General features: G+C 71.8%; 24 protein-coding genes, 1 pseudogene and 1 riboswitch. Of the genes and pseudogenes, 13 read left to right on the top strand and 12 right to left on the bottom strand.

Features of this window, described 5'->3' with window-relative positions:
- The first annotated feature begins 157 nt into the window (after window positions 1-157).
- The 3 genes from FF100_RS03340 to trmFO all read left to right on the top strand — a co-directional run bounded on the left by FF100_RS03340 (window position 158) and on the right by trmFO (window position 3,618).
- Window positions 158-1,129 (top strand): S1C family serine protease, encoded by a 972-nt coding sequence (locus FF100_RS03340; protein WP_139034115.1) that lies wholly within the window; start codon window positions 158-160, stop codon window positions 1,127-1,129.
- 713 nt (window positions 1,130-1,842) lie between these two features.
- Window positions 1,843-1,992 carry a DUF1127 domain-containing protein gene (locus tag FF100_RS03335; protein WP_082173034.1) on the top strand — a complete coding sequence of 50 codons (150 nt, stop codon included), beginning with the start codon at window positions 1,843-1,845 and terminating at the stop codon, window positions 1,990-1,992.
- A gap of 195 nt (window positions 1,993-2,187) precedes the next feature.
- A complete protein-coding gene (trmFO, locus tag FF100_RS03330) occupies window positions 2,188-3,618 on the top strand; it encodes a methylenetetrahydrofolate--tRNA-(uracil(54)-C(5))-methyltransferase (FADH(2)-oxidizing) TrmFO (RefSeq protein ID WP_139034114.1) in 1,431 nt (476 codons plus the stop codon).
- Between the two features lie 126 nt (window positions 3,619-3,744).
- Here the strand turns inward: trmFO and FF100_RS03325 are convergent, their stop codons facing one another.
- The 5 genes from FF100_RS03325 to yajC form a co-directional block, all read right to left on the bottom strand.
- The gene (locus FF100_RS03325) at window positions 3,745-4,611 is read right to left on the bottom strand and encodes a phytoene/squalene synthase family protein (RefSeq protein ID WP_139034113.1); all 867 of its coding nucleotides are present in this window, start codon (window positions 4,609-4,611) and stop codon (window positions 3,745-3,747) included.
- Window positions 4,612-4,619: 8 nt separating this feature from the next.
- Window positions 4,620-5,024: an Mth938-like domain-containing protein gene (locus FF100_RS03320; protein ID WP_139034112.1), complete on the bottom strand. Its 405-nt coding sequence runs from the start codon at window positions 5,022-5,024 to the stop codon at window positions 4,620-4,622.
- Complete coding sequence (gene secF / locus FF100_RS03315; protein WP_139034111.1) at window positions 5,024-5,971, bottom strand: protein translocase subunit SecF; 948 nt, start codon at window positions 5,969-5,971, stop codon at window positions 5,024-5,026. The genes FF100_RS03320 and secF overlap by 1 nt, the downstream gene beginning before the upstream one ends.
- A gap of 84 nt (window positions 5,972-6,055) precedes the next feature.
- The gene (gene secD, locus FF100_RS03310) at window positions 6,056-7,663 is read right to left on the bottom strand and encodes a protein translocase subunit SecD (protein ID WP_139034110.1); all 1,608 of its coding nucleotides are present in this window, start codon (window positions 7,661-7,663) and stop codon (window positions 6,056-6,058) included.
- Window positions 7,664-7,750: 87 nt separating this feature from the next.
- Window positions 7,751-8,080 carry a preprotein translocase subunit YajC gene (gene yajC, locus FF100_RS03305; RefSeq protein ID WP_139034109.1) on the bottom strand — a complete coding sequence of 110 codons (330 nt, stop codon included), beginning with the start codon at window positions 8,078-8,080 and terminating at the stop codon, window positions 7,751-7,753.
- A gap of 211 nt (window positions 8,081-8,291) precedes the next feature.
- On the opposite strand from yajC, the gene FF100_RS03300 reads away from it, so the two are divergent.
- Window positions 8,292-9,173, top strand: coding sequence for an ATP-binding protein (locus tag FF100_RS03300; RefSeq protein WP_139034108.1), 882 nt, complete (start codon window positions 8,292-8,294; stop codon window positions 9,171-9,173).
- A gap of 182 nt (window positions 9,174-9,355) precedes the next feature.
- Here FF100_RS03300 and FF100_RS03295 read toward each other — a convergent pair whose 3' ends face one another.
- From FF100_RS03295 to serS, 4 genes are all read right to left on the bottom strand, one after another.
- Entirely contained in the window at window positions 9,356-11,017 is a 1,662-nt protein-coding gene (locus tag FF100_RS03295; RefSeq protein WP_425463276.1) for a peptidoglycan DD-metalloendopeptidase family protein, read from the bottom strand.
- A 165-nt stretch (window positions 11,018-11,182) separates the two neighbouring features.
- Window positions 11,183-11,875, bottom strand: coding sequence for a protein-L-isoaspartate O-methyltransferase family protein (locus FF100_RS03290; protein ID WP_139034106.1), 693 nt, complete (start codon window positions 11,873-11,875; stop codon window positions 11,183-11,185).
- A 24-nt stretch (window positions 11,876-11,899) separates the two neighbouring features.
- Complete coding sequence (surE, locus tag FF100_RS03285; RefSeq protein WP_139034105.1) at window positions 11,900-12,661, bottom strand: 5'/3'-nucleotidase SurE; 762 nt, start codon at window positions 12,659-12,661, stop codon at window positions 11,900-11,902.
- Window positions 12,661-13,977 (bottom strand): serine--tRNA ligase, encoded by a 1,317-nt coding sequence (serS, locus tag FF100_RS03280; protein ID WP_139034104.1) that lies wholly within the window; start codon window positions 13,975-13,977, stop codon window positions 12,661-12,663. Before serS ends, surE begins: the two co-directional genes overlap by 1 nt.
- 213 nt (window positions 13,978-14,190) lie before the next feature.
- Between serS and argS the strand changes: the two genes are divergently transcribed.
- From argS to tatC, 8 genes and pseudogenes are all read left to right on the top strand, one after another.
- Window positions 14,191-15,948: an arginine--tRNA ligase gene (gene argS / locus FF100_RS03275; RefSeq protein WP_139034103.1), complete on the top strand. Its 1,758-nt coding sequence runs from the start codon at window positions 14,191-14,193 to the stop codon at window positions 15,946-15,948.
- Between the two features lie 183 nt (window positions 15,949-16,131).
- Window positions 16,132-17,538 (top strand): SPOR domain-containing protein, encoded by a 1,407-nt coding sequence (locus tag FF100_RS03270; RefSeq protein WP_139034102.1) that lies wholly within the window; start codon window positions 16,132-16,134, stop codon window positions 17,536-17,538.
- A 207-nt stretch (window positions 17,539-17,745) separates the two neighbouring features.
- Window positions 17,746-18,756: a beta-N-acetylhexosaminidase gene (gene nagZ, locus FF100_RS03265; RefSeq protein WP_139034101.1), complete on the top strand. Its 1,011-nt coding sequence runs from the start codon at window positions 17,746-17,748 to the stop codon at window positions 18,754-18,756.
- 127 nt (window positions 18,757-18,883) lie between these two features.
- Window positions 18,884-19,663 carry a segregation and condensation protein A gene (locus FF100_RS03260; protein ID WP_139034100.1) on the top strand — a complete coding sequence of 260 codons (780 nt, stop codon included), beginning with the start codon at window positions 18,884-18,886 and terminating at the stop codon, window positions 19,661-19,663.
- A gap of 72 nt (window positions 19,664-19,735) precedes the next feature.
- Window positions 19,736-20,314: an SMC-Scp complex subunit ScpB gene (gene scpB, locus FF100_RS03255; protein ID WP_139034300.1), complete on the top strand. Its 579-nt coding sequence runs from the start codon at window positions 19,736-19,738 to the stop codon at window positions 20,312-20,314.
- 195 nt (window positions 20,315-20,509) lie between these two features.
- Window positions 20,510-20,755 (top strand): annotated as a pseudogene (locus FF100_RS03250) (twin-arginine translocase TatA/TatE family subunit); the annotation flags it as partial.
- 305 nt (window positions 20,756-21,060) lie between these two features.
- On the top strand, window positions 21,061-21,633 hold the full coding sequence (gene tatB, locus FF100_RS03245) for a Sec-independent protein translocase protein TatB (RefSeq protein WP_139034098.1): 573 nt from the start codon (window positions 21,061-21,063) through the stop codon (window positions 21,631-21,633).
- Window positions 21,630-22,433: a twin-arginine translocase subunit TatC gene (tatC, locus tag FF100_RS03240; protein WP_139034097.1), complete on the top strand. Its 804-nt coding sequence runs from the start codon at window positions 21,630-21,632 to the stop codon at window positions 22,431-22,433. The genes tatB and tatC overlap by 4 nt, the downstream gene beginning before the upstream one ends.
- An 86-nt stretch (window positions 22,434-22,519) precedes the next feature.
- Here tatC and FF100_RS03235 read toward each other — a convergent pair whose 3' ends face one another.
- The 3 genes from FF100_RS03235 to cobU all read right to left on the bottom strand — a co-directional run bounded on the left by FF100_RS03235 (window position 22,520) and on the right by cobU (window position 24,615).
- Window positions 22,520-23,299 (bottom strand): prephenate dehydrogenase/arogenate dehydrogenase family protein, encoded by a 780-nt coding sequence (locus tag FF100_RS03235; protein ID WP_139034096.1) that lies wholly within the window; start codon window positions 23,297-23,299, stop codon window positions 22,520-22,522.
- A gap of 201 nt (window positions 23,300-23,500) precedes the next feature.
- On the bottom strand, window positions 23,501-24,106 hold the full coding sequence (cobO, locus tag FF100_RS03230; RefSeq protein ID WP_139034095.1) for a cob(I)yrinic acid a,c-diamide adenosyltransferase: 606 nt from the start codon (window positions 24,104-24,106) through the stop codon (window positions 23,501-23,503).
- The gene (cobU, locus tag FF100_RS03225; protein WP_139034299.1) at window positions 24,103-24,615 is read right to left on the bottom strand and encodes a bifunctional adenosylcobinamide kinase/adenosylcobinamide-phosphate guanylyltransferase; all 513 of its coding nucleotides are present in this window, start codon (window positions 24,613-24,615) and stop codon (window positions 24,103-24,105) included. The genes cobO and cobU overlap by 4 nt, the downstream gene beginning before the upstream one ends.
- A gap of 118 nt (window positions 24,616-24,733) precedes the next feature.
- A riboswitch (cobalamin riboswitch) is annotated at window positions 24,734-24,935 on the top strand.
- 30 nt (window positions 24,936-24,965) lie between these two features.
- Between cobU and FF100_RS03220 the strand changes: the two genes are divergently transcribed.
- Window positions 24,966-25,142 carry a CbtB domain-containing protein gene (locus tag FF100_RS03220; protein ID WP_093571268.1) on the top strand — a complete coding sequence of 59 codons (177 nt, stop codon included), beginning with the start codon at window positions 24,966-24,968 and terminating at the stop codon, window positions 25,140-25,142.
- The last annotated feature ends 47 nt before the right edge of the window (window positions 25,143-25,189 follow it).

The raw sequence follows: 25,189 nt of genomic DNA, 5'->3' as shown, positions 1-25,189 counted from the left end.
GAAGACTGGCCGGTCTTCGTGCTGGACAGCGTGCCCTTTGGGCCGCACTGCCTGTCGGGCCCGCCTCCGCGACCTATAACGCAGCGAGCGGGCGGGGCCGACGATCCCCGCCGGACGAGACGTGGCACGGGGCGCGAGGCCCCGGCAGGAGACCATCATGGCGGCGCCCGGCGACTGGAAGATCCCCTCCGCGGTGCAGCCCCGCCCCTCCGCCTATTCCTACGACCTCGACCAGACCCTCACCGCGGTGGTCGCCCTGTCGTCGCGGGTGCCCGACGGTGCCTACACGGCCGAGATCTTGGGGACCGAGCGGGCCGGCAACGGCGTGGTCATCGGCGAGGACGGCCTGGTTCTCACCATCGGCTACCTCATCACCGAGGCCGAGAGCGTCTGGCTCACCGCCCATGACGGGCGCACCGCGCCGGGCCATGTCGTCGGCTACGACGCCGTGACCGGTTTCGGCCTGGTCCAGGCGCTCGGCCGCCTCGACCTGCCGCATCTTCCCCTCGGCAGTGCCGACGGCTTGCGCGTCGGCGACCGGCTGGTGATGGCCGGTGCAGGCGGACGCCACCGCGCCGTCGCCGCCGAGGTGGTGGCCCGGCAGGAATTCGCGGGCTACTGGGAATACCTGCTCGACGACGCGATCTTCACCGCGCCGTCGCACCCGCATTGGGGCGGGGCCGCGCTGATCGGCCCGGCCGGCGAGCTCACCGGCATCGGCTCGCTGCAATTGCAGCAGGGCGGGCGCGACAACCGCGCCATCAACATGGCGGTGCCGATCGACCTGCTGAAGCCGATCCTCCACGACCTGACCACCCTCGGCCGCGTGTCGGGTCCGCCCCGTCCCTGGCTCGGCCTCTACGCGACCGAGATGGACGACCAGGTCGTGGTGATGGGTCTCTCCCCGCTCGCGCCGGCCGAGACCGCCGACCTGCGCGCCGGCGACATCCTGATGGCGGTGGGCGAGACCGAGATCGGCGACCTCGCGGGCTTCCTGCGCGCCGTCTGGGCGCTCGGGCCGGCCGGCATCACCGTGCCGCTGACCGTGCATCGCGACGGGCGGACCTTGAGCATCCCGGTGGTCTCGGCGGATCGGTCGCGATTCCTGGTGGCGCCGCGGCTGCATTGAGCGCCGGGCCGCAAGGCCTGCATCGGGTGCATCCCTCCGATCCCCGGTCGCGTCAGGCCGTCTGAAGCCGGCGACGCGCGAGCGATCGCCTCTCCCCGCGGGTGCAGCACCGTCCGAGGGACGGGACGGGCGCCTCCCCCCCTCCTCCTCATCGTGCGGCGATACCGGGCAAGCTCGGCATCGCCACGACCAGGGATCCCGCGTCGATCTCGAGGACGGATCGTCTCCCTTACCGTGCGTCCGAAGGGAAAGCCGCGGCCTTGGCCGAATGCCGAGGGGCCACTCGCGAGGGCGGCGCCAGCAGCATCGAGGAAGGCGGCGTTGTCCACTTGCCTCCCGCGCCGACCGATCCTCCGTCCAGGCGCGGGCGCTTCGCCGCAATGCACACTGTTTCATCACCGGCTGCTGCGTGCCTGCGCTCCACCCACGTCCGGCAGCCCTCGGCGATCCCTCGACACGCCGCCCTTCGCGTTTGCAGCATAGTGCCTAAATGCCCGAAATCGCTGCGTTTCATGCGCCAGAGTGCTGCCAAATCCGCGGGCACAGGGGTTGGTTGACGATTCCCTGCGCGCTGCATGTGAATCGTGCATGGCTGGCTTACGCGACTCCGTCTCCCTCAGGGGCAGCGGTTTCCCATATGGTGCGTTGCAACAGAGACAGGCAGCCGGTGCCGAAACGGTTCGCACCACCTGCCCGTCCAGAGGTCAAATCCGATGTTCGTCTCCCTCATCCTCAGCAAGATCCGCTCCTACCTCCGCTACCGCGAGACCGTGCACGAGCTGTCGCGTCTGTCCGACCGCGAGCTCGACGATCTCGGCATCAGCCGCTTCGAGATCCAGGGCATCGCCCGCTCGGTCGCGTAAGCGTCCACACAGGACCACGTACCCGCGTACCGAGTACCCTCCCGTCGATCAAAGGCCGGTTCGGCCATTCATCGTCTCGCGCGCCCGCCCCTTCCGGCGGGCGTTCGCTTGTCCGGGCCTTGCGCTGCGCCCGTGGCAGCCCCGCAGCGCCGCGTTGGTGTTGCATCCGCGGCGCCCGATCCGATATGCCGCGTCATGTCCGGATCAGACCCCATTCACGTCGTCGGCGGCGGCCTCGCCGGCTCCGAGGCCGCCTGGCAGATCGCCGAGGCCGGCCTGCCCGTGGTGCTGCACGAGATGCGGCCCCTGCGCGGCACCGACGCGCACCAGACGCAGGACCTGGCCGAGCTCGTCTGCTCGAACTCCTTCCGCTCCGACGACGCGCAGCTCAACGCCGTCGGGCTGCTGCACCAGGAGATGCGCCGCCTCGGCTCGCTGATCATGCGCTGCGGCGACGGCAACCAGGTGCCGGCCGGCGGCGCGCTCGCGGTCGACCGCGAGGGGTTCAGCCGGGCGGTGACGGCCGCGCTCGAGGCGCATCCGAACGTCACGATCGTCCGTGAGGAGATCGACGGCCTGCCGCCTGCCGCCTGGGACAGCGTGATCCTGGCGACCGGCCCGCTCACCGCGCCGGGCCTCGCCGAGGGCATCCGCGGCCTCACCGGCGCCGAATCGCTCGCCTTCTTCGACGCCATCGCGCCGATCGTGCACCGCGACTCGATCGACATGGGCAAGGCCTGGTTCCAGTCCCGCTACGACAAGGTCGGCCCGGGCGGCACCGGCGCCGATTACATCAACTGCCCGCTCGACCGCGAGCAATACGCCGCCTTCATCGCCGCGCTGATCGAGGGCGAGAAGACCTCGTTCAAGGAATGGGAGGCCTCGACCCCCTATTTCGACGGCTGCCTGCCGATCGAGGTGATGGCCGAACGCGGCCCCGAGACCCTGCGCCACGGGCCGATGAAGCCGTTCGGCCTGACCAACCCGCACAACCCGACGGTGAAGGCCTACGCCATTGTCCAGCTGCGCCAGGACAACGCCCTCGGCACGCTCTACAACATGGTCGGCTTCCAGACGAAGCTGCGCCATGCCGAGCAGGTGCGGGTCTTCCGGACGATTCCCGGCCTGGAGAATGCCGAGTTCGCCCGCCTCGGCGGCCTGCACCGCAACACCTATCTCGACAGCCCGCGCCTCCTCGACGCCACCTTGCGCCTGAGGGCCGCGCCGCGCCTGCGCTTCGCCGGCCAGATCACCGGCTGCGAGGGCTACGTCGAGAGCGCGGCGATCGGCCTGATGGCCGGCCGCTTCGCCGCCGCCGAGCGCCAGGGCCGCACCTTGGAGCCGCTGCCGATCACCACCGCTCTCGGCGCCCTCATCGGCCACATCACCGGCGGGCACGTCTCGGCCGAGGATGCCGGCACGCCGCGCTCGTTCCAGCCGATGAACGTCAATTTCGGCCTGTTCCCGCCCCTCGACCGGGCCCCGAAGGCTCCCGACGGCAAGCGCCTGCGCGGCCCCGAGAAGGCGCAGGCGAAGAAGCGGGCGATGACCGACCGGGCGCGAGAGGATCTCGGGGCATGGCTCGGCGAGGCACCGGCGCCGCTGCCGGCCGAGGCGGCAGAGTAGGTCGCGGCCGGCACGACCGCCAGGAGGGTTGGCCCTCCTGTCCTCACCCCCTCCCCGTCATCCCGGGGCCGCGCGGCGGTGCCCAGGATGACGCCGAGAGGCGTCAGCGGGTGCGAGAGGCACGGTTCACGTGACCGACCGCGCCGATCGCCACAGCCGCCAGATCCGGCGCCAGTTCGGCATGTCGGTCACGCTGGTCAGCGGATCGTAGCCCGGCCGCTCCATCTGCGCGAGGTAACCCTCGACCATCGCGACCGGGAGGAAGGCAGGGGCCGCCACGGTGGCCACCGTTGCCCGCTCGGTTGCGTAGGCCGCGAGGTGACGGCGTACCAGCGCCCGCATGTCGGCGCAGGCGCCGAGCAGCCCCGGGCCGCCGCGCCCGGCGACGATGTCCTCGCGGGTGACGCCGTGCGTCTTGAGCACGTCGGCCGGCAGGTAGACCTGGCCGCTGCGGGCATGCCAGGGCAGCGCCCGCAGGAGCCCCGTCACCGCGTAAGCGACGCCGGCATGGCCGGCGGCCGCGGCACCGCCGGGTTCGGAGCCGTTCGCCAGGATCAGGCTGCCGAGGCGGATCAGGCAGGAGGCGGTCTCGCCGCAATAGCCCTCCAAGTCCCCGGTCGACGGCATCGGGTCGTCGTAGAGGTCGAACACCCGGGCATCGATCAGGTCGACCAGGGGCTGGCGCGGCAGGCGCGCCTTGACCAGCGTATCGTCGAGGGCAGCCGCGACCGGATGGGCGCGCACATCGCCCCTCGCCTCACCCTGGAGCGCGTCGCGCCACCATTGCAGGCGGAGTTCCCCCGGCATCGGGCTCGACACGGCCTCGCGCACCCGCGCCACTTCCAGGCTGAAGGCGGCGAGCGCGTGCAGGTGCGGGCGCTTGTCCGCCGGGGCGTAGAGGCTGGCGTACCAGCGGTCCGGGTCGCCCGCCCGCACCAGGGCCTCGCAATGGGCGTAGGCCCAGGCCGGGTCCCGCGTCTCGGCCTCGCTCATGACGCTTCTCAGGGTACCGCGATCAGGGCGGCCGCGACCTTGCGGTTCTCGGCCATCAGGATGTTGTAGGTCCGCGCCGCCGCGCCGGTCTGCATCACGTCGAGGCCGATGCCGGCGGCCTTGAGATGCTGACGCAGGGAATCCGGCACGAACACGATGTCGGCGCCTGTGCCGAGCAATAGCAGGTCGACCGCGCCGGCCTCGGCCAGCAGGGGGCTGAGGCTGGCCGCCGTGATGCCGTCCGGCGCGGTCACGTCCCAGGCCCGGACGCCGGAGGGCAGCGCCAGGATCGAGCCGCGATGCGACATCTCGGCGAAGCGGAAACCGCCGCCGCCATAGGCGTCGATCGGGTAGCGGCCCGGGACGAAGCCGTCGTGGAGCCGCCCCCTGGTGCCGTCCGTCTCGCCCGCCACTACTCGGCCGCCTGCTTCAGGCTGGACGTGTCCCGCGGCTGCACGCGGGTGCCGCCGGCCTGGAGGCCGATATAGATCAGGAACGGGGTCGAGACGAAGATCGCCGAGTAGGTGCAGATCACCACGCCGGCCAGCATCACCACGGAGAAGCCCTTGATCGCCTCGCCGCCGAACAGGACCAGCGCGAGCAGCGACAGGGCGGTCGACATCGCGGTCATCACGGTGCGCGACATCGTCGAGTTGATCGACAGGTTGAGCAGCTCTTCCGTCGGCATGGTCTTGTAGCGCCGCATCAGCTCGCGCGTGCGGTCGAACACCACCACCGTCTCGTTGAGCGAGTACCCGACGATCGTCAGGATCGCGGCGATCGAGGTCATGTTGAACTCGATCCGGGTGATCACGAACAGGCCGACGGTGATGACGATGTCGTGCAGGGTGCCGACAATGGCGCCGAGCGCCAGTTCACGCTCGAACCGGAACCACAGGTAGAGCAGCACCGCCACGACCGAGAGCACGACGCCGATCGTGCCGGACTGGACCAGCTCGCCCGAGACGCGGGGGCCGACGGTCTCGACCCGGTCGAAGGCGTAATCCTTGTCGAAGGCCGCGTGCGCCTTCTGCATCACCAGGGTCTGCCCGGTCTCGCCGCCAGCCTGGAGCGGGAAGCGGACCGAGATCGAGCCCTGGCCGAGCTCCTGCACCTCGGTCTCGCCGAAGCCGAAATCGTTGGCGGTGTGGCGCACGGCGCCGACATCGGACGTCACCCCGGGCTTCGGCCGCAGCTCGACCAGGGTGCCGCCCTTGAAGTCGATGCCGAAATTCAGGCCGATCTGCAGGAACAGCACCACCGTGGCGACCGAGATGAACGCCGAGAGCGGGAAGCTGAAGCGCCGCAGGCGCATGAAGTCGAAGTGGGATTCGTCGGGCCAGAGGCGGAGGAGGCGCATCGTCGGTCTCGGAAAGGGTGTGTCGGCGCGCCCTCGCCGGGCGCAGCGCGGATGCGGGCGGCCTCGCGCCGCCCGCTCGACAGATCAGATCGGCAGGGTCTTGGGCCGCAGGCGCTGGTACCACAGGGCGATCATCATCCGGGTCAGGGTCACGGCGGTGATGACCGTGGTCAGGATGCCGAGGATGAAGACGACCGCGAAACCCTTCACCGGGCCCGAGCCGAGGAAGAACAGGATCACCGCGGCAATCGCCATGGTGGAGTTCGAGTCGACGATGGTGGCGAAGGCGCGGTCGAAGCCGGCCTGGAGCGCCGAGGGGATCGAGCGGCCGGCCCGCACCTCCTCCCGCACGCGCTCGTAGATCAGCACGTTCGAGTCGACCGCGGTGCCGATGGTGAGCACGATCCCGGCGATGCCCGGCAGCGTCATGGTGGCTTCCAGCACCGACATCAGGCCGAGGATCAGGCCCACGTGGACGAGGAGCGCGATGTTGGCGAAGAGGCCGAACACGCCGTAGGCCGCGAACATCAGCACGACGACGAGGATCGTCGCCACGATGGTGGCGTTCTTGCCCGCCTCGATCGAGTCGCGGCCGAGGCCCGGGCCGACGGTGCGGCGCTCGATGATGGTGAGCTTCGCCGGCAGCGCGCCGGCGCGCAGCAGGATCGAGAGGTCGTTGGCCTGCTGCACCGTGAACCGGCCCGAGATCTGGCCCTGGCCGCCGGTGATCGGCTGCAGGATGCGGGGCGCCGACACCACCTCGTTGTCGAGGACGATCGCCAGGGCGCGGCCGACATTCTCGCTCGTCGCCTGGCCGAACCGTTGCGCGCCGCGCAGGTTGAACTTGAAGTTGACGATCGGCTCGTTCGACTTCTGGTCGAAGCCCGGCTGGGCATCGGTCAGGTCCGAGCCGTCGGCGAGCACGCGGCGCTCCACCGGCACCTTCTGGCCGTTGGCGTCCTTGGACGGCAGCATGTCGACATCACCGGCCGGGCTGTCGGCGAGCAGGCGGAACTCGAGCTTCGCAGTCCCCTGCAGGAGCGTCTCGATGCGCTGCGGATCCTGCACGCCGGGAAGCTGGACCAGGATCCGGTCGGTGCCCTGCTGCTGGATCGACGGCTCGGTGGTGCCGGTCACGTCGATGCGGCGGCGCACGACCTCGATCGCCTGCTGCACCGCCCGGCGCGTCCGGGCGTTGAAGCCCGCATCCGTATAGGTGAGCTGGATCAGGCCGTTCGGCTCCTCGCGCACGTCGAGGGTGCGGGCGCCGGTCTGGCCGAGGGTGGCGTCGGTGACGGGCTGCGACAGCGCCTGCAGCTTCGGCAGCACCTTGGCGCGGTTGGCGGCGTCGCCGACGCGCAGCTGCACGCCGCGCGGCAGCAGCTGGATGCCGCCATCGGCCTGTACGCCGGTCTCGCGCAGCGCCTGGCGCACGTCGTCGCGCAAGCCCTGCGCCATGGTGCGGCCGAGGTCGTTGCGGTCGACCTCCAGCACGATCTGCGAACCGCCCTGGAGGTCGAGGCCGAGCACGATGGCGCGGGTCGGCACGATCCAGGTCGGGAACCAGGACGGCAGCGAGGCGATGAAGTTCTTACGCTGATCGGCCGTGAAGAAGCTCGGCACGGCGAGCGTCAGGCCGATGAGGATCACGGCGAGCGTCGCGACGGCCTTCGTGGTGGAGATACGGAGCATCCGCGGCGTCCCAACCGGTCTCGAATGTGTGTCAGATAGGGCGGCCCGGCGCATCCGTCCGGGCCTGCCCCTGCGTCCGGGTCGGTCTCAGGCGGCCTTGACCGGCTCGCCCTTGGCCCGGACCTCGGCGATCATGGTGCGGACCACCTTGACGTTGACGTTCGGGGCGATCTCGACCTCGATCTCCGGCGCCTCGGTCACCTTGGTGACCCGGCCGACGATGCCGCCGGTGGTCACCACGGAATCGCCGCGGCGCACGTTCTTGATCATGTCCTGGTGCTCCTTGGCGCGGCGCTGCTGCGGGCGCAGGATCAGGAAGTACATGATCACGAAGATCAGGATGAAGGGGACGACCTGCACGAGGATGTCCGTGCCGCCGGACATCCCGGCTCCCTGCGCGAAGGCGGGCGTGATCACTCTCGAGGTCTCCCGAACAAGGCGAAAACGGGCCGGGCGGGTCCCCGCCGGCCTTGCAAAAGCGCGCGGACTATAGCCACCGACGACTCGAAAGCAACGGCGGGGAACGGCCCTCCCCCGCCCCATCCCGGCGGGTTTTCGTCCGCGGGGGCTTGGGATTAAGAGGCGCCACCCGTACGTCCGCCCCTGCGCAGGAGCCCGATTCCCCGCGATGACCGACCCCACCTACCCGATTCCGCCCGAGGCCGACCTCCTGCCGGTGCTGCTGCGCATCGCCGCGGCCCTGGAGCGCAGCGCCCCGGCCGCGATCCCCTCCCCCGACTTCGCGGCGGCCGACGCCTTCGTGTGGCAGCCGGAAGGGCGGCTGCAACCGGTGCCGCGGGTCAACCGGGTCGAGATGGGCCTTTTGCGCGGCATCGACCGGATGCGCGACATCCTGTTCGACAACACCGAGCGGTTCGCCCGCGGCCTGCCGGCGAACAACGCCCTGCTGTGGGGCGCCCGCGGCATGGGCAAGTCGTCGCTGGTGAAGGCCGTCCACGCCGAGATCAACACCCGCGGCCTCGAGCGGCCGCTGAAGCTGATCGAGATCCACCGGGAGGACATCGAGGGCCTGCCGGCCCTGATGGGGTGGCTGCGGCCCGATCCGCACCGCTTCGTGGTGTTCTGCGACGACCTGTCCTTCGACGCCGAGGACACCTCGTACAAGTCGCTGAAGGCGGCGCTCGACGGCGGCATCGAGGGACGGCCCGAGAACGTGCTGTTCTACGCCACCTCGAACCGGCGCCACCTGCTCGCCCGCGACATGATGGAGAACGAGCGCTCGACGGCGATCAACCCGGGCGAGGCGGTGGAGGAGAAGGTCTCGCTGTCGGACCGCTTCGGCCTCTGGCTCGGCTTCCACAAGTGCAGCCAGGACGAGTACCTGGCGATGATCGACGCCTACGTCGCCCGTTACGGATTGACGGTCGAGCCGGAGCGGCTGCGGGCCGAGGCGCTGGAATGGTCGACCACCCGCGGGGCGCGCTCGGGGCGCACGGCGTTCCAGTACATCCAGGATCTGGCCGGGCGGCTGGGGCAGCGGCTGGAGTGACGCCCCTTCGCCGTTGCCGACGGTTCCGACGTTCCCCGGGTCATGCCGGGCCCGCGAAGCGGAGCCCGGGACGACCCGGAGGGTGGCAGATTGGTTGGGGATGGCGGGCGGTTTTCCTCGCCTCACAACGCAAAGAGGCGGGACGCTCGCGCGCCCCGCCTGTTCGCCCTGTCGGCGTGGTCTCAGTTGCTCGCCAGGTGCGGCATCGGATCGACCGGGGTCGCGCCCTTACGGATCTCGAAGTGCAGCTGCGGCGAGGTCACGTTGCCCGAGGCGCCGGACTTGGCGATGGTCTGGCCACGCTTCACCTTCTCGCCCGGCCGCACGTCGATCTCGCCGTTATGGGCGTAGGCCGAGACGTAGCCGTTGGCGTGGCGCACCAGGACCAGCTTGCCGTAGCCCTTCACGTCGCTGCCGGCATAGGCCACGGTGCCTTCTTCGGCGGCCTTCACCGGCGTGCCCTCGGGCACCGCGATGTTGATGCCTTCGTTGCCGCTCGAGCCGTAGCCGTTGATCACCCGGCCGCGAGCCGGCCAGCGGAAGCTCGATTGCGGGTCCGGCGCGGGCGCCGCGGGGGCGACGGCCGGAGCCGGTGCCGGCTCGGGAGCCTTCTCGGGCAGGGAAGCGACCTTCACCGGCTTGACCGGCTCGGGCTTCGGCGCCGGCTTCAGCTCCGCCACCTTCTTCACCTCGGGCTTCGCGGCCTCGGCCTGCTTCGGCTCGGGCTTCTTGACCTCCGGCTTTGCCTCGGCCTTGATCTCGATCTTGCGCGGTTCCGGCTTGACCGCCTCGGCGACCTTCTTCGGCTCCGGCTTCGCCTTCTCGACGGCCTTCGGCTCGGGCTTCTTGTGCTCGGGCTTCTGCGGCTTGGCCGCGACCTTCTCGTCCTCGTCGTCGTCCTGCTGGCGCGCGGCCACCTTGGCGACGGCCTTCGGCTCGGCCTTGGCCACCGCCTTCGGCTCGGGCCGCTGCGGCTTCGCGGCGACCGCCTCCTCGTCGTCCTCGCGCGGCTGGGCCTTGCGCGGGTTGAGCTTGGCGGCGCGCTCGGCAGCATTGGGCGCCACCGGCTTCGCCTCGGCCTGACCCGGGCGGGTATGGGCCTTGCGGGCCGATTCCGCCTCTTGCTCGCGCCGTGCGGCCTCCTGCTCGCGCCGGGCGGCCTCCTGCTCGCGGCGCGCGGCCTCTTGCTCGCGGCGCGTGGCCTCCTGCTCCCGGCGGGCGACCTCCGGATCGCGGCGGAGGGGCTCGGGGCGCGGCGCGGCCTCGGCGACCCGGCGCACCGGCTCGGGGGCGCGGGTCTCGGTCATCGCCATCCGCGGCGCCGGGGCCGGCGGCACCGCCCGGGCGCTCATCGCCGGCACGCCGCCGGCATGGTAGACCGGGATCACGACTTGACGGCCGGGGGTGACCTGGGCGGCGCTCGACAGGCCGTTGGCCTGGAGGATCGCCGCGGCGGGGACGCCGAACCGGGTCGACATCTGGTTCAGGCTGTCATTGGCGCCGACCGTGATGGTGGTGCCGCCCGCCGCCGACCAGCCGGCCGGGCCGCCGGTGACCGGGGCCGCCGCGGCGACGCGGGGCGTCGCGACCGGAGCGGCGAGAGGACGGCTCGACAGCGGCGCGGCGGCCAGCGGCGCCGACAGGGGCCGCGACTGGATCGGCGTCGAGCGGATCGGGGCCGCGACCGCGTTGCCCTCCGGCAGGCTGCCGGTCGCCCCCGGGTCGCCGCTCGCGCTCGATGAGAACGGGTTCGAGAACGGGTCGAGCCGCACCGCATCGGTGCTGCAGGCCGCCGAAGCGCCCCCGATCAGCCCGATGAGGGCGAAGCGCGATAGCGTCCGCATCCCCTTGCCTGCCCCGCGATCCCGCATCGACGCACCCGTACATCCACGCAACCCTATGGAGCGGATTCAAAGCGGATTCAGGTTAAGCTTCCGTTGCAGGGCGCCGTTTCGGCTTCACCGTCACGGGCGGATTCGGACTTAGGCGAGTCGGATCCGTGCGGCCTGTTAGAGCACGGCCGCCAGGCCGGGGGTCATCGGGCCGATGCGGAGCGGCGTCTCGCGCACCTGCCGCCACGGGCCGTCGGATTCCTGCGCGATGGCGACGAGGCGCGGGCCGGCCGGCATGCCGAGCGCGCCCACGAGGCGGCCGCCGGGGTTCAACCGGTCGAGGAGGGCCTGGGGCAGGTCGCGGAGCGTGCCGTTGACCAGGATGCGGTCGAAGCCGCCGGCCTCCTCCGGCGGAGCGCAGCCATCGGCGAGGCCGACCATCGCGGCGCCGAAGCCGAGCGCATCGAGGCGCGAGCGGGCGTTGCGCGCGAGGGTGGCGTAGCGTTCGAGGCTCACCACCTCGGCGGCCCCGAGGCGCAGCAGCAGGGCCGTGGCGTAGCCGGAGCCGGTGCCGACCTCGAGCACCCGCGCGCCCGGGACGTTGAGCGCCGCCAGCATCGTGGCGATCACGCTCGGCGCCGTCATGGTCTGGCCGCAGGGCAGCGGCAGGGCGATGTCCCGCCGGGCCAGATCGCGGAAGGCGAGCGGCGCGAACGCCTCCCGCGGCACCCGCTCCATCGCCCCGAGCACCGCGGCGTCGCGCACGCCGCGGGCGCGAAGTCCCAGCACGAAGGCCGCGGTCTCGACCGCGCCGGACGGCTCGCCTGCCGGTTCCGGTCCGGAGGCGTCCGGCTCGCTCTCGTCATTCACGCGAAGTCGCCCATGTGGAGTCACTCATGTGAAGGCCTGGGCGAAGCGGGTCAGCGTCGGCTCGTCGGTGAGGTCGAGGCGCAGGGGCGTGATCGAGATGCGGCCCTCGGCGATCGCCTTCAGGTCGGTACCGTGGCCCGGCTCGAACCGCGCCTTGGCGAAGGCGAGCCAGAAATACGGGTTGCCGCGCCCGTCGACCCGCTCGTCGATCGACAGCAGCGCCTGGTTGCGCACGCCCTGCGCCGCCACCGCGATCCCCTGAACCGCGTCCGGCTCGCAATCCGGGAAGTTGACGTTGACCAGGATGCCGGGCTCGATCCCGACCTCCAGGATGCGCCGGACGACCTTCGCGCCGTGATGGGCGGCGGTGTGCCACTTCACGTTGGCCCGCCCGCCGATGCCGTAGGCCTGGCTCAGCGCGATCGCCTTCACGCCGAGGATCGTCGCCTCCATGGCGCCCGCGATCGTGCCCGAATAGGTCACGTCCTCGGCGACGTTCTGGCCGCGGTTGACGCCCGAGAGCACGAGGTCGGGCCCGTGGTCCTTCAGGATGTGGCGGATGCCCATGATGATGCAGTCGGAGGGCGTGCCCTTGACCGCGTAACGCTTCTCGCCGGCCTGGCGCAGGCGGAGCGGATCGTTCAGCGACAGCGAGTGCGACACGCCGCTCTGGTCGGTCTCCGGCGCCACGACCCAGACGTCGTCCGAGAGGTCCCGGGCGATGTCCTCCAGGCATTTCAGGCCCGGCGCGTGGATGCCGTCGTCGTTGGTGACGAGAATGCGCATCACCGGTGTCCTTCGATGCGGGTGAGGCCGCCCATGTAGGGCGCGAGGGCCGACGGGATCGTGACGCTGCCGTCGGGGTTCTGGTAGTTCTCCATCACGGCGATCAGCGCGCGGCCGACCGCGACGCCCGAGCCGTTGAGGGTGTGGACGTAAGCGACGCCCTTGCCCTCCTTCGGGCGGTAGCGCGCCTCCATCCGGCGGGCCTGGAAGTCGCCGCAGACCGAGCAGGACGAGATCTCGCGATAGGTCTTCTGCCCCGGCAGCCAGGCCTCGATGTCGTAGGTCTTGGTCGAGGCGAAGCCCATGTCGCCGGTGCAGAGCGTGACGACCCGGAACGGGATGTCGAGGCGCTTCAGCACGGCTTCCGCGCAGGCCAGCATCCGCTCGTGCTCCTCGGCCGAGCGCTCGGGCGCCGTGATCGAGACGAGTTCCACCTTGCTGAACTGGTGCTGGCGCAGCATCCCGCGGGTGTCGCGCCCCGCCGCCCCGGCCTCGGCCCGGAAGCAGGGGGTGAGCGCGGTGAAGCGCAGCGGCAGCTCGTCCTCGGCGAGGATCGATTCGCGCACCAGGTTGGTGAGCGGGACTTCCGCCGTCGGGATCAGCCAGCGGTTCGGCGCGCCGCTCTCCTGCGCCATCTCGGGCGAGCCCTGCACCGCCGCGAACTGGTCGTCGCGGAACTTCGGCAGCTGCGCGGTGCCGAACATCGCCTCGTCGCGCACCAGGAGCGGCGGCACCACCTCGGTATAGCCGTGCTCGCCGGTATGCAGGTCGAGCATGAACTGGCCGAGCGCCCGCTCCAGCCGGGCGATCTGGCCCTTCAGCACCACGAAGCGCGAGCCGGACAGCTTCGAGGCGGTCTCGAAATCCATCAGGCCCATGGCCTCGCCGAGCTCGAAATGCTGGCGGCCCTCCTGGGCGAGCCCCCGCCCCTCGAAGCGGCTCCTCTCGACGTTATCGTGCTCGTCGCGGCCCTCCGGCACGTCCGGGCCCGGGAGGTTGGGGATCGCCGACAGGCGCTCGGTCAGGGCCTTGCCGGCGGCATCGGCCGCCGCGTCGAGGGCGGGTGCGTCCTCCTTGAGGCGGGCGACCTCGGCCATCAGCGCTTGCGCCCGCGCCTCGTCCTTCGCCTTCTTGGCCGCGCCGATCTCCTTCGACAGCGCGTTGCGCTTCTCCTGGGCTGCCTGCGCCGCCGAGATCGCGGCCTTGCGCTCGTCGTCGAGGGCAATCAGCTGCGAGGCGAGCGGCTCCAGCCCGCGGCTCGTCAGTCCCTTGTCGAAGGCGGCCGGGTTGTCGCGGATGGCCCGGATGTCGTGCATGGCGCGGTCCGAATCGTTTGTCTCGTAAGGGCCGGAGAATCCGGCCGGTGACGCCACGACGCTTTGCAGCATCGGCCCTGCGGCGACAAGGGAGGAGCCGACTCCCGCACGAACCGCCCCGCTTGCAGCCGCCCGCCCCGGCGTGAGAAGAGCCCGGCGCGCCGGGTGCGGTCTCACTGCATCCGGCCCGAACTTTGCAGAACTGGTCAACGCATGAACATCTTCGCCGCCTTCGAGGCCCGCATCGGCGAGGCGCTCGAGACGCTCACCCGCGCCGGCACCCTGCCGGAGGGCCTCGACCGCGCCCGCGTGGTGGTCGAGCCGCCGCGCGACCCGAGCCACGGCGACCTCGCCACCAACGCCGCCCTGGTGCTGGCGAAGGAGGCGCGCACCAACCCGAAGGCCCTGGCCGAGGCGCTGGCGGCGGACCTGCGCCAGGATCCCCGCGTGACGGAGGCGAGCGTCGCCGGGCCGGGCTTCATCAACCTGCGGCTGAACCCTGACATCTACGGCGAGGTGGTCCGGGCGGCGCTCCGCGACGGCGAGGCCTACGGCCGCGGCGCTCCCGTCCCGGGCGGGGTCAATGTCGAGTACGTCTCCGCCAACCCGACCGGGCCGATGCATGTCGGCCATGGCCGCGGCGCGGTGTTCGGCGATGCGCTCGTCAACCTCCTGGTCGCCGCCGGCCGGGACGTGACGCGCGAGTACTACATCAACGATGCCGGCGCGCAGGTCGACGTGCTCGCCCGCTCGGCCTTCCTGCGCTACCGCGAGGCGCTGGGCGAGACCGTGACGATCCCGGACGGCCTCTATCCGGGCGACTACCTCGTGCCGGTCGGGCAGGCCCTGAAGGCGCAGTACGGCGACACCCTCCTCGGCCAGCCCGAATCCGAGTGGCTGCCGCTGGTGCGCGACTTCGCGATCGACCGGATGATGGACCGGATCCGCGAGGACCTGGCGGCCATCGGCATCCACCACGACGTTTTCTTCTCCGAGCGCACGCTCCAGGGTGGCGGCAACGGCGGCGCGGTGGCGGCGCTGATCGCCGACCTGCGCGCCAAGGGCCTCGTCTACGAGGGCCGGCTGCCGCCGCCGAAGGGCCAGCTGCCGGAGGATTGGGAGGACCGCGAGCAGACCCTGTTCCGCGCCACCGCCTTCGGCGACGACATCGACCGGCCGCTCCTGAAATCGGACGGCAGCTTCACCTATTTCGCCTCCGACATCGCCTATCACCGCTCGAAGGTCGAGCGCGGTGCGGTCGAGCTGATCGACGTGCTCGGCGCCGACCATGGCGGCTACGTCAAGCGGATGCAGGCGGCCGTGAAGGCGGTCTCCGACGGAAAGGCCGCCCTCGACGTCAAGCTGTGCCAGCTGGTGCGCCTGCTGCGCGGCGGCGAGCCGGTGAAGATGTCGAAGCGGGCCGGCGAGTTCGTCACCCTGCGCGAGGTGATCGACGAGGTCGGGCGCGATCCGGTGCGGTTCATGATGCTGTACCGCAAGAACGACGCCACCCTCGATTTCGATCTCGCCAAGGTGGTCGAGCAGTCGAAGGACAACCCGGTCTTCTACGTTCAGTATGCGCATGCCCGGGCGGCCTCGGTGTTCCGCCAGGCCCGCGAGGCCTTCCCCGATCTCGACCTGTCGCCGGCGGCCTTGGCCGGGGCGGACCTGTCCGGCCTGACCGACCCGGGCGAGCTCGAGATGATGCGCCTGATCGCCCAGGTGCCCCGCGTGATCGAGGCGGCGGCGGCCGCCCACGAGCCGCATCGCCTCGCGTTCCACCTCTACGAGCTGGCCAGCGCGTTCCACAGTTTCTGGAACAAGGGCAAAGACTTGCCGCAATTACGGTTTGTTAATCAAACCGACAGAAAGTCCACCGAGGCGAGGCTGGCCCTCGTCGCTGCCCTCAAGGGTGTGGTCGCGTCCAATCTCGGGATCCTCGGCGTCGGTGCCCCCGACGAGATGCGCTGAGGCCCCGCGCCGGGATGCGGAGCGACCGGACGCCGCGGGACGCCCCCCTGGGCGACGCCGCGGCGGGACGTAAGCGTGGGATCTGACGGCCGCCCTCCCCATATCCGGGGCGAGGCGGCCGGTGTCGCCGAGCCGGGCCCGAGCGCGGTGAGGTGACGCGAGGGCGAACAGGATGGTGCTGCCATGACGACGAATGCTTCCCGGGTTCCCGTCGACTACGACGCCTACGAGCAGGATCAGCAGCCGACCCCCGTGCGCCCGCATCCGGCCGTTCACGATCAGGCCCGTCCCGCGGCGCCGCGCCCCGATCCCCTCGCCGAACTCGCCCGTATCGTCGGCCAGGACGATCCGTTCCGGGCCCTGCTCGAAGCCAAGGAGGCCAAGGAAGCGAGCCGGACCGCCGAGCCGCCGCGCGGCGGCCGGGTCGATCCGGTCCTGCCGAGCTACGGCGACGCACCGGCCGCCCCCGCCGGTTTCCCGGCCAGCCGCCAGGAGCCGTCCATGACGGCGCCGACGATGGCCGTGGCGAACCAGCCCCCGGCGCAGACGCCGGAATCCGCCTTCAACCAGTACCTGGCCGCGGTCGAGCGCGAGACCGTCGCCGACCCGGCCGCCGCGCCCGAGGCGGAGCCCGCGCCGATGGCCGAGCCGCGGCCCCGGGGCCGCCGGCGCATCGCCCTCGTCGGCACGGCGCTCGGCATTGTCGCGGCCTCCATCGGCGGCGCGCTGACCTGGAAGGCCTTCCATCACGGTCGCTCCGGCGCGCCGATCCTGGTCATGGCCGATCAGGCGCCGCTCAAGGTGGCGCCGCAGAATGCCGGCGGCGTCGAGATCCCGGACCAGAACAAGCAGATCTACGAGCGCGGCACCACCACCAAGGACGGGCAGATCCGCATCGTCAACCGCGAGGAGCAGCCCCTCGACGTCAAGCAGGCGGCCCGCTCGCTCGCCGCGGAGGCCGGATCCTCCGCCGGGCCCGCCGCCTCGGGCAACGCCCTCACCGACTCCCTCGGCGAGCCGCGCAAGGTGCGCACCGTCTCGGTCCGGCCCGAGCCGTCGCCGATCGAGGCCCAGCGCGCCGCGCAGGCCGCCGCCCAGCAGGCGGCCCAGCAGGCGCCGGTCTCGCCGATCCCGACCATGACCCTCCCGACCGAGGCGACCGGCTCGGCCCCGGCGCCGGTCACGCCGCGCAGCGCGCGGGTCGTCCCGGCCGCGCCCGCCCAGACCCCGGCGGCCGAAAGCCCGACCCCGGTGGCCGAGACGCCGCGGCAGAAGCCGGTGCAGCGCGTCGCCTCCGCCGAACCGCCGGTCACCACCCAGGCGGTGCCGACGCCCCAGGCGCCGGTCGGCGGCTTTTCGGTTCAGCTCTCGGTGCGCGCGACCGAGAAGGAGGCCGAGGTCGCGTTCCGCCAGGCGCAGGAGCGCTACGGCGCCGTGCTCGGCGGCCAGTCGCCGCTGATCCGCCAGGCCGAGGTGAACGGCAAGTCGATCTACCGCGTCCGCGTCGGGCCGATGTCGAAGGAGAGCGCCGACGGCCTGTGCGGCAAGCTCAAGGCCTCCGGCGCCGCCTGCTTCGTCGCCAAGAATTGACGCGCGCGGATCGTCGGCGGACAGGCGCCCGCCGCGCTTCCGCCACCTGAAACCCCGGGGCTGTGGCGTCTCGCCGACAGCCCCGGGCCGGCGAATCGCCTCAATTTCCGTCTTTCCTCCCCGCGAATCCCGGTCCTCGGCGCCCGCATGGGCGCCGGGCGGGAGCATCATCGCCCCACCCCCTCCAACCGACGAGAGCCGCCGTCGATGACCCTTGCCCTGATCCTCGGCTGCGCCGGCCCGACCTTGAGCCCCGAGGAGGCTGCCTTCTTCCGCGCGGCGCGGCCCTGGGGCTTCATCCTGTTCAAGCGCAACGTCGAGACCCCCGAGCAGGTCCGCGCCCTCACGGCGGCGCTCCGCGAGACCGTCGGCCGTGCCGACGCGCCGATCCTGATCGACCAGGAGGGCGGGCGGGTGCAGCGCATGACGCGGCCGCATTGGCAGGCCTACCCGTCCGGCCGGGCCTATTTCCGCGCCGGCGGCCCCGAGGGCGGGCCGGCGCTCGCCGGGCTCGGCGCCCGCCTGATGGCCTACGACCTCGCCCAGGTCGGCATCAACGTCGATTGCGCCCCCGTTCTCGACGTGCCGGTGCCCGGCGCCCACGACGTCATCGGGGACCGGGCCTACGGGACCGAGCCGGGGGTGGTCGCGGCCTTCGGGCGCGCGGTGGCCGAGGGCCTGATGGCCGGCGGCGTCCTGCCGGTGATGAAGCACGTGCCCGGCCATGGCCGCGCCGGCGCCGACAGCCACCACGCCCTTCCGGTCGTCGAGGCGAGCCTCGCCGCGCTGGAGGCGCACGATTTCCGCCCGTTCCAGGCGCTCGCCGACCTGCCGATGGCGATGTCGGCCCACGTCGTGTTCCGCGCCCTCGACCCGGAGAACCCGGCCACCACCTCCGCCACGGTCATCCGCGAGATCGTGCGCGGCCGCATCGGGTTCGACGGCCTGCTGATGACCGACGACCTGTCGATGAACGCCCTCTCGGGCAGCTTCCGGGATCGCACCGCCGCCGCCTTCCGGGCCGGCTGCGACGTCGGCCTGCATTGCAACGGCGTCCGCGCCGAGATGGAGGAGGTCGCCGCCGCGGCGCCCGCCCTCGCCGGGGAGTCCCTGCGGCGCGCCGAGGCGGCGCTCGCGCGGCTGCGCCCGGTCCCGGCGACCTTCGACCCGGCCGAGGCCCGCGCCCGCCTCGATGCCGGGCTCGCCGCCGCGGCCTGAACCTCCTCGGAGCGGTCGACCCCGCAGACGGGCCCCGCATCCGCCGCGTCCTCCCGGCTTCGCGACAGCGGAGCCCGGACCGACAGGCGGAAGGGTCGTTCGGTCGAGACCGGATATCAGGCGATTGATGGCAGACGATTTCCTCGACCATCCTCCCGACGCCGCCGACGCGGCCTTCGTGGTCGATGTCGACGGGTTCGAGGGACCCCTCGACCTGCTCCTCGAACTCGCCCGGCGCCAGAAGGTCGACCTCGCCCGGATCTCGATCCTGGCCCTGGTCGAGCAATACCTCGCCTTCATCGAGGAGGCGCGCCGCCTGCGCCTCGAACTGGCGGCGGATTACCTGGTGATGGCGGCGTGGCTTGCCTACCTGAAGTCGCGCCTGCTGCTGCCGACGCCGCCCCGGGGCCCGGAGCCCGCCGCCGGCGATCTCGCCGAGGCCCTGGCCCTGCGCCTGCGCCTGCGCCGCCTGGAGGCGATCCGCGCCGCCGCCGCGATGCTGTCCGGGCGGATGCAGCTCGGGCGCGACGTGTTCGCCCGCGGCGCCGCCCTCCCCGAGCCGGTCGCGGCCACCCCCGCCGGGCCCTTCGCCGTCACCCTGCACGACCTGATCGCGGCCTATGCCCGCCAGCGCCAGGAGCAGGCACGGTCCTCCGTGACCCTGCCGCCGCGCAGCGTCTGGTCGCTGGTCGATGCCCGCGCTGCGCTCGAGCGGCTGATCGGCCCGCGGGACGACTGGACCGACCTCGATTCCTACCTCGCCCAGTACCTCGCCGATCCGAAGCGCCGCGCCACGGTGCGGGCCTCCTCGCTCTCGGCGGTGCTGGAGCTCGCCCGCGAGGGCCAGATCCTGCTGCGCCAGGACCGGCCCTACGCGCCGATCCAGATCCGCGCCGCCGGATCCTGACCGGTGGCGAAGGCTCCCCGCGGCCCTGAGCCGGCTCCCGTCCCGTCCGATGCCGCGCGCCTCGCCGAGGCGATGATCTTCGCGGCCCCCGCGCCCCTCGGCCAGGCCGAACTCGCCGCCCGCCTTCCTCCCGGCACCGACGTGCCGGCGATCCTGGCCGAGATCGCTCGCGCCTACGCCGCCCGCGGCATCACGCTCGTCAGGACTGCCGGCGGCTACGCCTTCCGCACCGCACCCGACCTTGCGCCGGCCCTGCGCGGTGCGGCGCCCGAGCCGCGCAAGCTGTCGCGAGCGGCCCTGGAGACGCTCGCCATCGTCGCCTACCACCAGCCGGTGACCCGGGCCGAGATCGAGGAGATCCGCGGCGTTACCACCTCGAAGGGCTCCCTCGACCTGCTGCTCGAGACCGGGTGGGTGCGCCTGCGCGGCCGCCGCCGCACGCCCGGGCGGCCGGTGACCTACGGCACCACCCCGGCCTTCCTCGAGCATTTCGGCCTCGACGCCGTCTCCGACCTGCCGGGCCTCGACGAGCTGAAGGGGCTCGGCCTGATCGAGGGCAGGCTGCCCGCCGGGTTCCGCGTGCCGCAGCCGGGCGATGGCGGGGAGGCCGACGAGGATCCCCTGAGCCCGGGCGATACCGGAACGGAGTGAATTCCCGTGCGGCACCGGCCACCGTACCCCGAGGAAACGCTTGTTTTCGCCCCCGGCCGTCCTTACGTTCCGGCCGCACCGCGCGTGCTCGATCCGCCGACCGGCGACGATGAGCGTGCGGGATCAGAGGTTTGAGGCGTCGGTGGCGCCTCTTGAGTGTGCCGCGGCGACGCTGTCGCTGCGCAGGAGAGAACCATGGGCGGCGCGAGTATCTGGCACTGGATCGTCGTCGGCGTGATCGTCATGCTGCTGTTCGGACGCGGCAAGGTGTCCGAGCTGATGGGCGACGTGGCCAAGGGCATCAAGGCCTTCAAGAAGGGCATGGCCGACGAGGACCAGGCACCGGCCACGACGGCACAGGTGCCCCACACCCCGGTGACCCCGGTCACGGTCGCTCCGCCGGCGGCCCCGGTGCAGCCGGTCCCGCAGCCCGCTCACGTGCCGACCGCCCAGATGCCGCCGGTCACCGCGACGGAGCCGGTCCGCCCGGTCCCGCAGCACGGCGAGCCCCTGACGAACGCCGACCGCAAGGTCGTCTGAGCGGCTCCGCATGGCGGCCGGGCCCCGTGCCCGGCCGAAGGACCATCGGGATGCGGGTCTCGCGGACCGAGGCCGTACATCACTCGCCATACGAGTCTCCTCGGGATCCTGCTCGGCAGTGACTGGCGTCGGCGCCACGGCGTGCTAGACAGCCCGCGCGAGGCGCCCGACCGAGTGCGCCGCGCGAGCAGCAGGGCCGTCACGCCATGTTCGATATGAGTTGGGGCGAGGTGATGCTGATCGGCGGCGTCGCGCTCGTCGTCATCGGTCCCAAGGACCTGCCCAAGGCCCTGCGTACCGTCGGCCAGGTCACCGCCCGGCTCAAGCGCATGGCCGGCGAGTTCCAGAGCCAGTTCAGCGAGGCGATGCGCGAGGCGGAACTCGACGAGGTCCGCCGCGAGGTCGAGGGCATCAACCGCAGCGTCTCCTCCGCGACGACGACCGGCTTCAACCCGGTCCAGACGATCCGCAACGAGATCAAGGGTGCGGTCGACGGGGTGCCGAAGCCCGCGACCCAAGCGATGCCGGGCTACGAGACGCCGGGAACGGATCCCCTGGTCTCCTCGGGCGAGCAGCCCGTCGCCGCATTGCCGGATCCGGCTCCTGCCATTGATGCGGCCGCCCCCCCGGCCTATGCGCTCCCCGAGCCGGCGACCGAGAAGCCGTCGCCCTCGGCCCTGGCCGCCGCGACCGCGCAGCTCAAGGCCGATGCCGCCCGCGCGACCGATTCCCACGACACGACACCCCACGCCACCGCCAGCACGGGCCCGACCGCATGATCACCGAGGCCGATGAAGCCGAGATCGAGGCCTCGCGCGCACCCCTGATCGAGCACCTGATCGAGCTGCGCTCGCGGCTGATCAAGTCGCTGCTCGCCTTCGGGGTGATGTTCTTTATCTGCTTCTTTTTCGCCCAGCACATCTATAACATCCTCGTGCACCCCTACGTCAGCGTCGTGGGGGCCGACAAGGCACGGCTGATCGCGACCCACTTCCTCGAGCAGGTCTTCACCAACATCAAGCTGAGCGTGTTCGGCGCCGGCTTCCTGTCGTTCCCGGTGGTCGCCACCCAGCTCTACGCCTTCGTGGCGCCGGGCCTGTACCGCAACGAGCGCCGGGCCTTCCTCCCCTACCTCGTCGCGACCCCGGTCTTCTTCGTCCTCGGCGCCCTCGTCGTCTACTTCCTGGCGATGCCGCTGCTAATCAAGTTCTCGGTCAGCCTGCAGCAGATCGGCCAGCCCGGCGAGGCCACGATCGAGCTGCTGCCGAAGGTGGACGAGTACCTCTCGCTCATCATGACGCTGATCTTCGCCTTCGGGATCGCGTTCCAGCTGCCGGTGATCCTGACCCTGCTCGGCCAGATCGGCATCATCGACTCGAAGTTCCTGAGGGACCGCCGGCGCTACGCCATCGTCCTGGTCTTCGTCGCCGCCGCCGTGCTGACCCCTCCGGACGTGATCAGCCAGCTCTCGCTGGCGATCCCGATGCTGCTCCTCTACGAGGCCTCGGTGTTCTCGGTCCGCGCGATGGAGAAGCGCCGCGAGCGGGCCCGGGCGGCGGAAGAGGCGGCGGGAGAGTAGGGCCCTTCGGCCCGCTCACGTCATCCTCCGGGTCATCCCGGGTCCTCGCCGGCAGGGCGAGCCCCGGGATGACGCCGAGGGGGGCATCAGGCGTCGAGCGAGGCGCGCGTCTCGATGCCCTCCCCCTCCCCCAATTCCCCATCCATCTGCGCCGCCAGGTCGAAGAACCGTCGCCGCACCTCCGCCGCGTAGGGGTTCTCGCGCTCGATGGCGTGGTAGACCTCCGGCGCGTCGTGCCGGACCATGCCGACGGCCTGCATCACGAGGTCGAAGCTGCGCGTCGTCATCCGGGTCGGCAGCGGCTCCATCGCCACCAGCACCTTGGCGATCAGGTGGGTCAGGCCCTGCACCGCCGCCGCCTCGCGGTCATGTGCCTCCGGCGTCGTCAGGATCACGCTGAGCCCGAGCGCCCGGCGCAGGAAGGCGCCGACCCGCCGGGCCCGGTCGCCCCGGACCGGGCAGACCGCGATCTTCAGGCCGGGCAGGCCCCCGCGCGCGCTCTGCGGCCCGAACAGCGGGTGGGTGGCGACGATATCGACCCCCGGCGGCAGCCCGGCCCGCATAATCGCGGCCGGCCGCACCTTCACCGAGCCGACATCGAGGACGAGGGCGCCTTCGCGAAGATGCGGCGCGACGGCGCGTACCACCTCGGCGAGGCCCGAGACCGGGGTCGCCAGGATCACCACCGGGCAGGCGGCGGCCTCGGCGAGAGTGTACGGCACGACGCCGGCCGCCGCGAAATCCGCATCCGGGACGAACGGATCGTGGATACGCAGCCTGCCATGCGGCGCCAGGTGCTCGGCGACGAGGCGGCCGAAGGCACCGAAGCCGATCAGGCCTATCGGGACATGGGTGAGGGACGGCACGGGGAGGACCTCGGGGTAGGGCGAGGTCGGCGGGCCCTGGATTCTGGAAGCCTCAACCGCCGACACGTCGCAGCGGTTGAGAGATGACGAGCACTCCGCCGCTAGGTGAGCGGCGCGTCATAGAGTCCGGCGAAAGAGGTGCTGGTCATGGCCAAGCCTCTACCCCTCCACGCCGGCTGGCGTCAATCGAAACGCGATGCCCTAGAACTCGATGCCCTCCTGCGCCTTCACGCCGGCGGCGAAGTGGTGCTTCACCAGGGTCATCTCGGTGACGAGGTCGGCCGCCGCGACCAGCTCCGGCTTGGCGTTGCGGCCGGTCACCACGATCGTCAGGTCCGGCCGGCGCCGGCTCAGGGCCTCCACCACCCCGGCCAGCGGCAGGTAATCGTAGCGCAGCGCGATGTTGAGCTCGTCGAGGATCAGCAGGCGGATGCTCGCATCGGCCATCAGCGCCTCGGTCCTCGCCCAGGCCGCCTTCGCCGCCGCCACGTCGCGGTCGCGGTCCTGGGTCTCCCAGGTAAAGCCCTCCCCCATCGTGTGCCACTCGACCTGATCGGCGAAGCGCGCCACGGCGAGGCGCTCGCCGGTCTCCCAGGCGCCCTTGATGTACTGCACCACCCCGACCCGCCAGCCGCGGCCGAGCGCCCGCAGCATCAGCCCGAAGGCCGCCGTCGACTTGCCCTTGCCGGGGCCGGTATGGACGATCAGCAGGCCCTTCTCGATCGTCTTACCGGCGACCTCGGCGTCCTGGACCGCCTTGCGCTTCTCCATCTTGGCGCGGTGGCGCGCCGCCTCGTCGTCGCTCATGCGGGATCTCCCTTCAGGATCATCGGGAGGCCGGCCACGACCAGCACCACCCTGTCGGCGATCGTCGCGAGGCGCTGGTGCAGGCGACCGGCCTCGTCGCGGAAGCGCCGGGCCAACGCGTTCTCCGGCACGATGCCGAACCCGACCTCGTTCGAGACCAGCACCAGCGGCCCGGCGGCGGCGGCGCAGGACGCCAGCAGCGCCTCGGCCTCCCCCGGCAGGTCCGCCATCTCGTCCAGCATCACGTTGGTCAGCCACAGGGTCAGGCAATCGACCAGCACCGGCCGCCCGGCCGGCGCCTGCCGGATCGCCTCGCCCAACGCCCGCGGCGCCTCCACCGTCTCCCAGGGCGCGGCGCGGCGGTCGCGGTGATGGGCGATGCGCTCGCGCATCTCGTCGTCCCAGGCCTGCGCCGTCGCGACATAGAGCCAGGGCCCGGGCAACGCCGCGATCAGCCCTTCCGCGTAACGGCTCTTGCCCGAGCGGGCGCCGCCCAGCACCAGGGTCAGGCGCGGGGTCGCGCGAATCGGACCGTGAATCGGATCCTGCACGCTCGTATCCTCTCGCGAAATCTCGGGGCCGGAGGTGTCGCGGCAGGCGGCCCCGATTGCAACCCCGCCTGCGACTCGCTAGGGTCGTAGCGACGGTGCCTCGGCGACGAGGTGAAAAGGGAACGCGGGAGCCGGGATCTCGTCCCGGTGTGCCGCGGCTGCCCCCGCAACTGTGAGCGGTCGCACACGGTCCGCCATCGGCCACTGGAGCGTTTCCGGGAAGGCGGTGGACCGGCAAGGCCGCGAGCCAGGAGACCTGCCGTCACCCCTTTCTCTCGACGCCGCCGGTGGGGCGGCAGGAGTTCGTCATGGTCGCGATCACCCGGTCCCTCTCTCCCGCCCTGGTCGGCGAGCGCCTCAGCGCCGTCCTCCTGGCCGCCACGCTCGGCATCGGCCTGCTGTTCGTCTCCGGCTTCGCCCCGGTGGTCGCGCTGCACAACGCCGCCCACGACTGGCGCCACGCCCACAACTTTCCCTGCCACTGAGCAAGGCTTGACCGTCTGAGGCCGCGCGGCCTGCGCCCCGACCGGGC

It is taken from the genome of Methylobacterium terricola, assembly GCF_006151805.1.
Lineage (GTDB): Bacteria > Pseudomonadota > Alphaproteobacteria > Rhizobiales > Beijerinckiaceae > Methylobacterium > Methylobacterium terricola.
This window is presented reverse-complemented; position numbering and strand designations above follow the sequence as displayed.